This is a genomic window from Flavobacterium anhuiense, from assembly GCF_050990855.1.
Lineage (GTDB): Bacteria > Bacteroidota > Bacteroidia > Flavobacteriales > Flavobacteriaceae > Flavobacterium > Flavobacterium anhuiense_C.
Genome location: NZ_CP158861.1, coordinates 677,090 through 689,888 on the forward strand (window position 1 = coordinate 677,090; position 12,799 = coordinate 689,888).

11 protein-coding genes are annotated in these 12,799 nt (G+C 34.0%); 3 read left to right on the forward strand and 8 right to left on the reverse strand.

Going from position 1 to position 12,799, the window contains the following annotated elements; genetic code table 11:
• Positions 1-105 precede the first annotated feature (105 nt).
• Positions 106-1,794 (forward strand): Ig-like domain-containing protein, encoded by a 1,689-nt coding sequence (locus ABTV69_RS03260; RefSeq protein WP_433834212.1) that lies wholly within the window; start codon positions 106-108, stop codon positions 1,792-1,794.
• Here ABTV69_RS03260 and ABTV69_RS03265 read toward each other — a convergent pair.
• Both ABTV69_RS03265 and ABTV69_RS03270 read right to left on the reverse strand, forming a co-directional pair.
• Positions 1,791-2,558 carry a nitrilase family protein gene (locus tag ABTV69_RS03265; RefSeq protein ID WP_433834214.1) on the reverse strand — a complete coding sequence of 256 codons (768 nt, stop codon included), beginning with the start codon at positions 2,556-2,558 and terminating at the stop codon, positions 1,791-1,793. The genes ABTV69_RS03260 and ABTV69_RS03265 overlap by 4 nt on opposite strands.
• A 34-nt stretch (positions 2,559-2,592) precedes the next feature.
• Positions 2,593-3,369, reverse strand: a complete 777-nt coding sequence (locus tag ABTV69_RS03270) for a DeoR/GlpR family DNA-binding transcription regulator (RefSeq protein ID WP_433834216.1) — start codon at positions 3,367-3,369, stop codon at positions 2,593-2,595.
• A gap of 159 nt (positions 3,370-3,528) precedes the next feature.
• On the opposite strand from ABTV69_RS03270, the gene ABTV69_RS03275 reads away from it, so the two are divergent.
• Complete coding sequence (locus tag ABTV69_RS03275; RefSeq protein WP_433834218.1) at positions 3,529-5,820, forward strand: family 20 glycosylhydrolase; 2,292 nt, start codon at positions 3,529-3,531, stop codon at positions 5,818-5,820.
• Positions 5,821-5,881: 61 nt separating this feature from the next.
• Here the strand turns inward: ABTV69_RS03275 and ABTV69_RS03280 are convergent, their stop codons facing one another.
• From ABTV69_RS03280 to ABTV69_RS03290, 3 genes are all read right to left on the reverse strand, one after another.
• On the reverse strand, positions 5,882-6,628 hold the full coding sequence (locus ABTV69_RS03280; RefSeq protein ID WP_379696457.1) for a succinate dehydrogenase/fumarate reductase iron-sulfur subunit: 747 nt from the start codon (positions 6,626-6,628) through the stop codon (positions 5,882-5,884).
• Between the two features lie 96 nt (positions 6,629-6,724).
• A complete protein-coding gene (locus tag ABTV69_RS03285) occupies positions 6,725-8,725 on the reverse strand; it encodes a fumarate reductase/succinate dehydrogenase flavoprotein subunit (protein WP_433834221.1) in 2,001 nt (666 codons plus the stop codon).
• Between the two features lie 11 nt (positions 8,726-8,736).
• A complete protein-coding gene (locus ABTV69_RS03290) occupies positions 8,737-9,402 on the reverse strand; it encodes a succinate dehydrogenase cytochrome b subunit (protein ID WP_111377479.1) in 666 nt (221 codons plus the stop codon).
• A 356-nt stretch (positions 9,403-9,758) separates the two neighbouring features.
• Here ABTV69_RS03290 and ABTV69_RS03295 point away from each other — a divergent pair, with 356 nt between their 5' ends.
• A complete protein-coding gene (locus ABTV69_RS03295) occupies positions 9,759-11,120 on the forward strand; it encodes a hydroxymethylglutaryl-CoA synthase family protein (protein WP_433834223.1) in 1,362 nt (453 codons plus the stop codon).
• A gap of 272 nt (positions 11,121-11,392) precedes the next feature.
• Here the strand turns inward: ABTV69_RS03295 and ABTV69_RS03300 are convergent, their stop codons facing one another.
• From ABTV69_RS03300 to ABTV69_RS03310, 3 genes are all read right to left on the reverse strand, one after another.
• Complete coding sequence (locus ABTV69_RS03300) at positions 11,393-11,572, reverse strand: hypothetical protein (protein ID WP_433834225.1); 180 nt, start codon at positions 11,570-11,572, stop codon at positions 11,393-11,395.
• A gap of 76 nt (positions 11,573-11,648) precedes the next feature.
• Positions 11,649-12,020: a hypothetical protein gene (locus ABTV69_RS03305; RefSeq protein ID WP_433834227.1), complete on the reverse strand. Its 372-nt coding sequence runs from the start codon at positions 12,018-12,020 to the stop codon at positions 11,649-11,651.
• 136 nt (positions 12,021-12,156) lie between these two features.
• A complete protein-coding gene (locus ABTV69_RS03310) occupies positions 12,157-12,708 on the reverse strand; it encodes a hypothetical protein (protein WP_433834229.1) in 552 nt (183 codons plus the stop codon).
• Positions 12,709-12,799: the final 91 nt, after the last annotated feature.

A 12,799-nucleotide genomic window follows, 5' to 3' on the forward strand; every position in this document is an offset into this window, starting at 1 on the left:
AAATTTAAAAGAATTCCGAAAGTGCTAAATCCTAATAAATGGATAAAAAATTTCAATTAAAGCAAATATAATCGTTATTTTGTGCAATCAAATTGAAAAACCGTTATGTTGAAAAACACTCTAAAATACATTGCTTTTATAATTTTAATATCAATGATAAGCTGCGCTAAAAGAGGCAGTATTACCGGCGGTTTAAAAGACACATTACCTCCTATTTTAGTATCAAGTATTCCTGAAAATTTTTCAACCGATTTTAAAGGAAATACTATTACGCTAAATTTTGATGAATACGTCAAGCTAAAAAATACAAACAAACAGCTGATTATTTCTCCTCCTTTAAAAAACGAGCCATTAATCACACCAACGAATGTTAGCAAATTTGTAAAGATTGAACTTCGCGATACTCTACAACCCAATACAACTTATAGCTTAAATTTTGGACAAGCGATTACAGACAATAATGAAGGAAATGCGCTTAACCAATTTAAATATGTTTTTTCGACAGGGCCTTATATTGATTCTTTAAAATTAAGCGGCCGAATTAAAGATTCTTACGGAAAATATGTCGACAATTTTGTTTCGGTAATGCTATACGAAGTAAATGATAAATTTAAAGATTCCACCATTTACAAAGAATTTCCGCGTTACATTACGAATACTTTGGACAGTATGAGAACTTTTCAGTTTGAAAATCTAAAAGAAGGAAAATATCTTCTGGTTGCACTGAAAGATAAAGGATCAAACAATAAATTCAATCCAAAAGATGATAAAATTGGATTTTTGAAAAACTACATCACCATTCCGACAGATACGGTTTATGAATTAGAATTATTTAAGGAAACTTTGCCATTAAAGGCTTTCAAACCTATCCAAGCATCTGGAAACCGTTTATATCTTCCTTATGAAGGCAAACAGAATTTCAAGAATTCTAAACCAAAAGTTGTTCTTAAAAACGGAAATGATGTTTTGGAAACTATTATAACGCAATTTCCTAAAAAAGACTCACTTCAAGTTTGGTACAAGCCCGTAAAAGCAGACTCATTGGCAATGGAAGTTGAAAAAGATAATTTCAAAAAAAGATTTTCTTTCAAAATTAAATCCTTGAAAAAAGACACTCTAAACATTAAAGCGGTACAAAACGGCCAAATTAATTTTAGAGAACGCTTTACATTAGAAACTGAAACTCCCTTAGTAAAATTTGACAATTCAAAAATCAAATTGGTTAATAAAGATTCTGTAGCTGTTCCTTACACAACAGAATACGACGAGTTTGACCAAAAACTTTATATTGATTTCAAAAAAGAACCTTTAGAAAAATATAGCTTCACTTTCTTACCGGGCGCCTTGACCGATTTTTACGAAAAATCAAATGACACTTTATCATACAAACTCAACACAAAAGAATATGCCGATTACGGAAATATCATATTGACTCTAAAAAATGTAAAACGCTTTCCGATAATTGTCGAATTGACTAATAAAAAAGGTGATGTTGTTTTGGCCGATGCGTATTCTGAAGGAGCTACTACATTAGAATTTAACTTACTGCAACCCGATGTTTTTACGGTACGTATAATTTACGATGACAATAAGAACAAGAAATATGACACTGGTAGTTTCTTAGAAAAGAAATATGCCGAAGAGGTATTTTACAATCAGGAAGAGTTTGACGTCCGCGCCAATTGGGATCGGAATGAAACAATCGATTTGAGCATTCCGTTTAATCCAGAGGTAGAGAAAAAACAAGACGAGAAAAAGCAGAAAGAGGCCGAAAAGAAACGAAAAGCTTTCTAAAAACTAATTTCAAACTGATCTCTATCGCTTAAAAAATCTAACTTTTTACGCGTTTCGTACATGGTGTTTTTGTCCAATTCTGCGACAAAAACACCATTTTTTTCTTGTGGCTCTATAATATAATTGCCTAAGAAATCTATAGCTTGCGAGTGTCCAATATGCTCGTAATCGTGAGCATCGTTACCAATTCTATTAACTCCCACAACATAAGAAAGATTTTCTATCGCACGCGCTTTCAGCAAAACATCCCAAGCATTGGTGCGTACTTTTGGCCAATTGGCTACATATAAAATGAGATCATAATTCTCGACATTTCGTACAAAAACCGGAAATCTCAAATCGTAACAAACTTGAAGACATATTTTCCAATCGAGGTAATCTATAATCACTTTTTGGTCTCCATGCGTATAAACCTTGTTTTCACCTGCTAGAGAAAACGAATGCCTCTTGTCGTAATATTGGATTTCGCCCGATGGAAAAACAAAAAACATTCGATTATAATATTTCCCATTTTCTGCAATAACAAGACTTCCTGTTATTGCTGCATTTTTTTGTTTTGCTTTCAATTTCATCCATTCAACCGTTTCTCCTTGCATTGTTTCGGCGACTTCAGAAGCATTCATTGTAAATCCTGTCGAAAACATTTCTGGAAGCACAATTAAATGTACTTCTGACTGAATTTCATTGATTTTTGAATCAAAATTTTCACGGTTTTTAATGGCATTCTGCCAAAAAAGATCAGTTTGGATTAAAGCAATTCTCATTTTTATACAGTTATGAAAGTCAAAAACAGTTTGGTTAAATCACAACGAGACTTGGAACAGCACTTTTATACGGTTGTAATTTTTCATGATTTGGTTCTTCTTCAGTAATTACATAATTCACCTCAGACAAACTCGCAATTTTCATTTTAAGAATGGTATTTAGCTTTTCGGTAATGGTCAAAACTGCTGTTTTTTTAGAAGCCTGAATCATTGCTTTTTTTACTTGAACGGTTTCCCAATCAGAATCAGAATAGCCGCCATCTACATCTAAAGCATTTGTTCCTAAAACCAAAAGATCGGCTTTTATATTCGCCAATTGATGGAAAGCTTCTCCGCTCACACACATCTGACTGTAAGAAGAAATGCTTCCGCCAATCATAATAGTCTTGATATTTGGTTTATCTAAAAGCTGAACTGCTGTTAAAGCTGTAATTGTAAAAACTGTCAAATTAAGATCGTTCGGAATTAATCGGATAAATTCACGAATTGTAGTTCCTCCATCCACAATTAAAACCATTCCGTCATGAAGAAGCCCAACGGCTTTTTGCGCAATGACTTGCTTAGCCTCCACAGCATAAGTTTGGTTAGACGAAGAATAGTGATATCCCTTAGTCATTGCACCACCTTTTACTTTAATCAAAAGAGAGTCAGCATCCAATTCATTAATATCACGTCGAACAGTATCTTCAGAAACGCCTAATTTTGCAGAAAGCGTTTCGAAACTAACACGCGTGTGCAGGTTGATTTCTTTCAGAATATGATTTTTACGCTCTTCTTTGCTGTAATTTAAAACTTCATTCTCAGTGCTCATGCCATTTAATTTTTCTATTTACAAAAATAAACATTTCGGCAAACAATTCCTTCAAACCAAAAGTTGTATTATCTATATTTTTTTTTCAATAATCTAGTATTAAAACCATTTGCATATCTTTAAAACTTCTTTTCAATAAAAATCAAAAGTTTTTCTTTTATGAAAAAATTCCATTTCTTATTTTTTGTTCTTTTTTGTTTCATTGGAAATTCCCAAAATTTTCAGCAGAATAACTCCATTATTCCTGCTCCAAACTTTTATAAATTAACTGGAGATAGTATTCAGATAAACGGAAAAATTAAAGTTATTTTCAAAAACAAAAACTATAGTGAAAAGGAATTAAAATCGGCTAAAATTTTAGAATCGGCTTTAAATGTTTCTGCTTCTTCTAAAAATTCAAATTTTAGAATCGAATTTGATTCGAGCAAAAATCTTTCATCAAAAGAAGGCTATAAGATTGAAATAACTTCAAATAAAATTAGGGTCGAAGGCCAAGAAGAAGGACTTTTTTATGCTGTTCAATCTTTGTTACAATTGGTGCCAAACAAAATTTCTCCGGAAATAAAACTTCCTTGCGTAATTATAGAAGATTCACCACGATATTCTTACCGAGGCTTGCATTTAGACGTTTGCCGTCATTTTTTCTCTGTTGCTGTCATAAAGGATTTTATTGCACAAATGGCTAGCTATAAATTAAATAATTTTCATTGGCACTTAACTGACGATCAAGGCTGGCGAATTGAAATTAAAAAATATCCTAAACTAACTGAAGTCGGATCAAAAAGAGCACAGACTTTAGTTGGAAATAAATTCGAAAGAACTCCATTCTTTTTTGATGGAAATACGTACGGAGGATTTTATACTCAGGAAGAAATCAAAGAAGTGGTCAAATTTGCCGAAGCTCATTATGTGAATATTATTCCAGAAATCGAAATGCCAGGACATGCTTCGGCGGCGGTTACGGCTTATCCAAATTTGGCTTGTTTTCCAGATCAAAATTATAAAGTAGTAGAATCTTGGGGCGTATTTGAAGATGTTTTTTGTGCCGGAAAAGACGAAACTTTTACTTTTCTAGAAGATGTTTTAACGGAAGTTATGGCTTTATTTCCAAATAAAAATATTCATGTTGGCGGAGATGAATGTCCAAAGACAAGGTGGAAGGTTTGTCCGAATTGTCAAAAACGAATCGCGGCTTTAGGTTTAAAAGACGAACATGAATTGCAAAGTTATTTCATCAAAAGAATTGAAAAATTCCTAAATGCCAACGGAAGACAGATTTTTGGCTGGGATGAAATTCTTGAAGGCGGATTGGCACCAAACGCAGCTGTTATGTCGTGGCGAGGAGAATCGGGCGGCATTCACGCTGCAAAACTGAAACATCCCGTTGTAATGACACCAGAAGGAACGGTTTATTTTGATTACAACCAAGGTTACTCGCCAAATGAACCGCTTACTGTTGGAAGATTGAGCACTTTAGAAAAAGTGTATCATTATAATCCAACTCCAGTTGACAGTTTATCAATTGAAGAACAAAAATATATCATCGGAGTTCAGGCGAATCTTTGGTCGGAATATTTAACAAGTCCGGCTAAATTAAATTATATGCTTTATCCGAGAATGTTTGCTTTGGCTGAAATCGCTTGGACAGAACCGCAAAACAAAAATTACAATCATTTTATTCAAAATCAATTACCACATCATTTAGAAAAACTAGAATTACAAAATCGTTTGTATAAAGTTCCACCACCTTTTGGCGCTGATGAAACGGCTTTAATTACCTCAAAATATATTTTAGATTTAAACCCAACCATCAAAAACGGAAAAATCTTTTATACAATTGATGGTTATAATCCCGATGAAACAGCAAATTGGTATCAAAATCCTGTAGAGATAAATATTCCGAAAGGAGAGTTTAGAATTATTAAAACGATTCAAATCAGCGAAAGCGGTAAAAGAAGTTCTATCAATACAATCATTGTTCGAAATCCAGATTCAAAACCAGCATTGGCTATTCAACCCAAAAAGAATGGATTGAAGTATAAATATTATATTGGAAGTTTTTCTCAAGTTCAAGATTTAGAGCTTTCAAAACCCAAAAATTCGGGCATTTTAGAAGGCGAAATAAGTGCAGAAAAATGGAAAACGAAATTAGAACGTTATATCGGTTTAAAATTCGACGGATACATCTTTATTCCGGAAACAGGAAACTATACTTTTTCGACGCTTTCAGACGATGGATCGACGCTTTTTATAGATAATGAGCTTATCGTAAATAATGATGGCATTCATTGGGCAAATGAAGCTTATGGTGCGGTTAAACTAGAAAAAGGTTTTCACAAACTCAACATCAGTTATTTTGACTTAACTGGCGGAACGATTTTAAACTGTTTTATACAGCAGGAAGGAAAAGAAAAACAAGAAATAAGCGCTTCGCAATTATATTATGAATAGAAACAAAAAACGCTTCCGTCGTAAAACGGAAGCGTTTTTTAAATATACTAAATTGTATTCTTTATCCTTTTAAGCTCGCTGCTAAATACTCACGGTTCATACGTGCAATATTTTCAAGCGAGATTCCTTTTGGACATTCAATTTCGCAAGCTCCTGTATTGGTACAGTTTCCGAAACCTTCTAAATCCATTTGGTGAACCATGTGTAAAACACGATCAGTAGCTTCAACTTTACCTTGTGGCAATAATGCGTATTGAGAAACTTTTGCAGAAACGAATAACATCGCTGAAGAGTTTTTACAAGTTGCAACACAAGCTCCACAACCAATACAAGCAGCAGCATCAAATGATTTGTCTGCATCGTCTTTTGGAACTGGAATAGTATTCGCGTCGATTGTATTTCCTGAAGTATTTACAGAGATAAATCCTCCTGCGTGTTGAATTCTATCAAAAGAACTTCTATCAACAACTAAATCTTTAATTACAGGGAAAGCTTTTGCTCTAAATGGCTCGATAAAAATCGTATCGCCATCTTTAAACATACGCATGTGTAACTGACAAGTTGTAACACCTCTGTCTGGTCCGTGCGCTTCACCATTGATGAATAAAGAACACATTCCGCAGATTCCCTCACGACAATCGTGGTCAAATGCTACAGGCTCTTCTCCTTTGTTGATTAGATCTTCGTTAAGAACATCTAACATTTCAAGGAAAGACATGTCTGGTTCGATTCCATCGATAGGATATTCTACAATCCCTCCTTTATCTTGTGCGTTTTTTTGACGCCATATTTTTAATGTAAGTTTCATAACCTTTTTCGTTTGAAAGTCATAAAGTCGAAAGTCGAAAGTCGCTTGGCACATTTTGCCTTTTGACTTTAAGACTTTGGGCTTTCGACCAAATTCTTATTTATAACTTCTTTGAACTAATTTAATGTTTTCGTAATTAAGAGGTTCTTTGTGTAACACTGCATCACTTGGTTTTCCTTTGTATTCCCAAGCTGCAACATATGCAAAGTTTTCATCGTCACGAAGTGCTTCTCCTTCTTCTGTTTGATACTCCTCACGGAAGTGACCTCCACAAGATTCGTTACGGTGTAAAGCATCTTTCGCGAACAATTCTCCTAATTCTAAGAAATCGGCAACACGAGTCGCTTTTTCTAATTCCTGATTAAATTCGTTAGCGCTTCCAGGAACTTTTACATCTTTATAAAACTCTTCACGTAAAGCAGCAATTTCTTCGATAGCTTCAGTTAAACCTTGAGCATTACGAGCCATACCTACTTTATTCCACATAATTTTTCCTAATTTTTTGTGGAAATAATCTACAGAGTGTTTACCGTTATTATTGATAAATTTCTCGATTTGATCTTTTACCGCTTTTTCAGCTTCAACGAATTCTGGCAAGTCTGTAGAAATTGGCCCCATTTTAATATCTGGAGCTAAATAATCTCCGATAGTATAAGGCAATACAAAATATCCATCAGCCAAACCTTGCATTAAAGCAGAAGCTCCAAGTCTGTTTGCTCCGTGATCAGAGAAGTTAGATTCTCCAATTGAGAAACATCCAGGAATTGTAGTCATTAAGTTATAGTCAACCCAAGTTCCACCCATTGTGTAGTGAACCGCTGGGTAAATCATCATTGGAGTTGTATACGGATCCTCATCAACGATTTTGTAGTACATCTGGAATAAGTTTCCGTATTTACTTTTCACGATTGCAGCTCCTAATTTAGTAACCAAAGCAGCATCTTTATCGTCTAAACCTTTTACATAAGCATCTTCAGTTCCATAACGTTTGATTGCCGCAGCGAAATCTAAGTAAACTGCTTCACCCGTTTTGTTAACACCAAAACCAGCATCACATCTTTCTTTAGCCGCACGAGACGCAACGTCACGAGGTACTAAGTTACCAAAAGCAGGGTATCTTCTTTCTAAGAAATAATCTCTTTCGTCTTCAGATAAATCAGTTGCTTTTTTCTTTCCTTCGCGAATTGCCTGAGCATCTTCTAATTTTTTAGGTACCCAAATACGACCGTCATTACGTAAAGACTCAGACATCAAAGTCAATTTAGACTGGTGATCTCCTGAAACCGGAATACATGTCGGGTGAATTTGTGTGTAGCAAGGATTTGCGAAAAACGCTCCTTTTTTATGAATTTTCCAAGCTGCTGTTGCGTTACTTCCCATAGCATTTGTAGAAAGGAAAAATACGTTACCGTATCCTCCAGAACCAATTACTACCGCGTGAGCAGAATGTCTTTCAATTTCTCCAGTAATTAAGTTACGAGCGATAATACCTCTCGCTTTTCCGTTTACGATTACTAAGTCTAGCATTTCGTGACGGTTGTACATTTTAATCTTTCCACGACCAATTTGACGGTTCATTGCAGAATAAGCTCCTAACAATAATTGTTGTCCTGTTTGTCCTTGCGCATAAAATGTACGAGAAACCAAAGTTCCTCCGAAAGAACGGTTATCTAATAATCCGCCGTATTCACGAGCCAATGGCACCCCTTGAGCCACACATTGGTCAATAATATTACCTGAAACCTCAGCCAAACGGTAAACGTTTGCCTCACGAGCACGGTAATCTCCACCTTTTACAGTATCGTAAAATAATCTGTAAATAGAATCACCGTCACCTTTATAGTTTTTTGCCGCATTGATACCTCCTTGTGCTGCAATAGAGTGCGCACGACGTGGAGAATCTTGGAAGCAGAATGCTTTTACGTTATATCCTAACTCTGCTAGAGTAGCCGCAGCCGAACCTCCAGCCAAACCTGTACCAACTACAATAATATCTAAATTACGTTTGTTAGCCGGGTTTACTAAATTAATATGATCTTTATAATTTGTCCATTTGTCCGCAATAGGACCATTTGGAATTTTTGAATCTAATGCCATTATAATTGATATTAATTATTGAAATGATGAAATAAAGCGATAATTACGAAAAGAGCTGGAACTACAACTGCAAACCAGTAACCTACTTTTGATAAAAATCTAGAGTATTTGTTGTGCATCCCTACAGATTGAAGAGAAGATGCAAACCCATGCCATAAGTGGAATCCTAAAAGGATAAATGACACACAGTACAATGCTGTACGAATTGGATCATGAAATTTGTGAACTAACTCACCGTAATACCTTGTAGCATCTGGTGCTGTACCTGCAATATATTTGTAGGTAACTTCAGGAAACCAGAAATCATAAAAGTGCAATCCTAAGAAAGCCAAAATAACCAATCCAGAAATAATCATATTTCTAGAACTCCAAGAAGCGTTTGCAGCTCCGTTGTATTTAGCGTATGCAATTGGTCGTGCCGCGCTGTTTTGTGCCGTAAGTACAAATCCCATTACAAAGTGGAAAATTACCCCGAATGCCAAAACTGGCTGCATTACATACTGAATCAGCGGATTGTATCCCATAAAGTGAGAAGCTTCGTTGAAAACGTCTTCACTAATAATAGAAATAAAATTTAAGGAAACATGCAGCGCTAAAAACGTGATTAAGAATATTCCCGAAAGAGCCATAGCTACTTTCTTTAAAATGGAAGCATTCAATAGTGCAGATTGTGCCATAAGTGTTAAGTAGTTTGTTTTAAAAAATTAGACAAAAATAATTCAATTACAAAAGAACTACAACCATTTCGCTGTTATTTATAATGATTTTAAAATAGCCTTCTTCTACGTATTTTTACGTACAAAAATGAAGCTGCTAAAAAATAATTCACTATAGAGAATCTCAAAACATTGCTTTTTAAGTCTTAAAGCAAAATTTAGGCACTAAGTAGATTACCAAAAATTTATCATATTGTTATTTTATTCAAAGTTTTAATCTGTTTTCTTCAAAAGTGCTCTTCGACAGAAATTTTGTCTGAGCAAAAAATTGTCATTCCATAACATAGTTTTACCTTTAGCGGCTCAAAAAATAAAGAATGAAAACAGGAATTGATGCTATCTCGTTTGATGTAGCAAACATACATTTACCCATAAAAACTTTGGCTGTTGCCAGAAATATTGAACCAGAAAAATTAGAAAAAGGTCTTGGATTACTTAAAATGACCTTTCCAGATGTTCATCAAGACGCTGTCGTTTTTGGAGCAAATGCCTTAACAAAATTGATCACAGACAATAAAATAAACCTAAACGAAATAAGCAGAATCTATGTTGGTACTGAAAGCGGTGTTGACAGTTCGAAACCAATTGCTTCCTATTTAATTAGTTTAATGGAGCAAAAATTTGGCGAAGATGTTTTGGCAGAATGCGATGTAGTTGACTTTACCTTTGCTTGTATTGGTGGTGTTGATGCCATGCAAAATTGTTTGGATTTTGTAAAATTGAATCCGACGAAAAAAGCGATTGTGGTTACAAGCGATTTTGCAAAGTACGATTTAAACTCTGGTGGAGAATACACTCAAGGTGCTGGAGCGGTTGCAATGCTGATTACGGCAAATCCAAAAATCATTGCTTTTGATGACAATTGGGCAACAAGCACAAAAGGTGTTTTCGATTTCTTCAAACCATACAGAACTATTTCTAAAGAAGAAATTACTAAAAACACCAACAACGATTCTTGGTTTGATAATTTAGAAGCCGAAATCGAAATTCACAAAGACCAACCGGTTTTTGATGGTCAGTATTCCAACCAATGTTATATGGATCGTACGCGTAATGCGTATTTTTCATTCAAAAAATTAAAAAATACTACCGAGACTTTATACAATACTTGGACTAGTATTATTATGCACTTACCTTATTCCTTCCAAGGAAGAAGAATGTTATCTGAAATTTATGCTTTAGATAGTGCTGAAAAAATTATTGCTGATGATATCGCACCTGCAGATTATCAGACAAAAATTAAAGAAGTGGCAAAATCTGAAGATTACAAAACATTTGTAACAGAGAAATTGCAACCTGCTGAATTAGCGTCTTCATTAATTGGAAATCTTTACACGGGTTCTATTTTTATGGGATTATTGTCGACTTTAGCTCATTTTTATGATACTAAAAAGGAAGTTGCCGGAACTAAATTTGGTTTCTTAGCTTACGGAAGTGGATCTAAATCGAAAGTTTTTGAAGGAACCATTCAACCAGAATGGCAATCGGCTTTAGCAAATGTGAAGCTTTTTGAAAATTTAGGAGAAAGCGTAGAAATTGATTTCAATACTTACGAAAGTCTTCACAAAAAAGAACAAAAAACAAGCGTAAGAACTCCGAAAAACGAATGGGTTTTAGACAGAATTGAAAAAGAGATTCCTGTTTTAATTGGAGCTCGTTATTATAAATGGATCGACTAATTAAATTCAAATAAAGAAAATCCAAATTCCAAAACATATAAAACCGAAGCAAATCGCTTCGGTTTTTTTATTCACACACAGCGTGTCATTGCGAGGAACGAAGCAACCACACTAGCAAACGTCACAAACAATGAGATTGCTTCGTTCCTCGCAATGACAAGATCGCGTAAAAAACCTTTGTCAAAGTTTAAAACTTTGACAAAGGTAAAATCGCATAGCTTCAAGTATTAAGAATTTTCTAATTATCAAATTGCCACAATATCTAATTAAACTTAATCTTTCTTATGCTGTTCCGTATAATTTTGATTGCCTTTAATTCTGGTATCTTCTGTATGCATACCGTTTGCCATTCCGAGCATGAAAGCAGTCATAATTAAAATTAATTTTCGTTTTATCCAATGAAGTCGTGGCTTAGATTGCTCTAAACCTTTTTTATGAGTTTGTTTATACATTTTAAAATGATAAATGATTAGACATTATGAATCATCTTATGCCATAAAATAGCATAATGGCGCAGAAAAAAACTTCTTATGCCGTGTATAAACTTTTCTTGAAATTGCTTGAAGTTATTTTTTCATTTATAAAAAGAGATTGCTTTATAAATGAACTTATGCTTTGATGAAGATTTTTATGTAATTGAAAAACAATTTGAATTTTAGAACTTAAAACTTCTTTTAACCTAAAACCAGTTAAAAGTATAGGAAATACAGCTTTTCCAGTTCTTTTAACTTGATTAAAAACGTAAAATCGAAGATTTTTAAGATCAATTTCTTTTCTTGAAACAACAAAAGAAGATTGATAATATTCTGGAGAACTAGATTGAGCATACAAAACACCATCGCCCGCCATTACGACCAAAGCCACAAAAAGGGAAAGCAGGTATTTTAAATGGTTTTTCAAAATCTATTTCTGTTTTTAAAGTATTTCTTTACAATATTAGTTCTTTGTTTTTTAATTTCAATCACATTAAACTTTTTTCTTGATCCTCTACGCCATTTTTGTCATTCCTCGGAATGATAAACTTTGTGATTATATCTTAATACTTCTCTTTTTCCTGATTAAAAATCAACAATGTTAATCCCAAAAGAAAAACTACGCAACTCAAAAACATCCAAATTCCATTTCTAAAAACGAAAAAAGAAATTCCAACAGCAATCGAACCGAGAATTACCATCAAAGATTTTACCGTTTCTGTTTTTATAAAAGTAAACGCATGCAATGCCAAACCAAGAAAAAGCAAAGACGGTCCAACCGCTATAAAAGGATAAAAAATCAATGGCGAAATTGTAATTTGATGACTTAATGCTTCTTTTGCGATTTCGTTATTTCCGTAACTCGACATTATAAAATCGATTGTACAGAGTCCGATATGTGCAATAACACCTAAAGTTGTCAAAACAGAAGCAACTTTATTGATCTTCGTTTTTGGAAATGCATCATTAAACGATAATAAGAAACACGCGCCAATTAAATTAAACCAATGCGCAAAATCTATCGAGTCGCTTAAATTGGGTATTAGGCCTGAAAAAAATAAATAACTCACTAAAAAAAGTACTACTCCAGTCATGCAAAAATGTTTTGTTTTCATAATTTATTTTAAAATTGATGAAGCAAAACTAAAATGAAACCTTTTCTAAAAGCCTAATTTTATAGACTTGGGTACAAAATGCAGTGTTTTA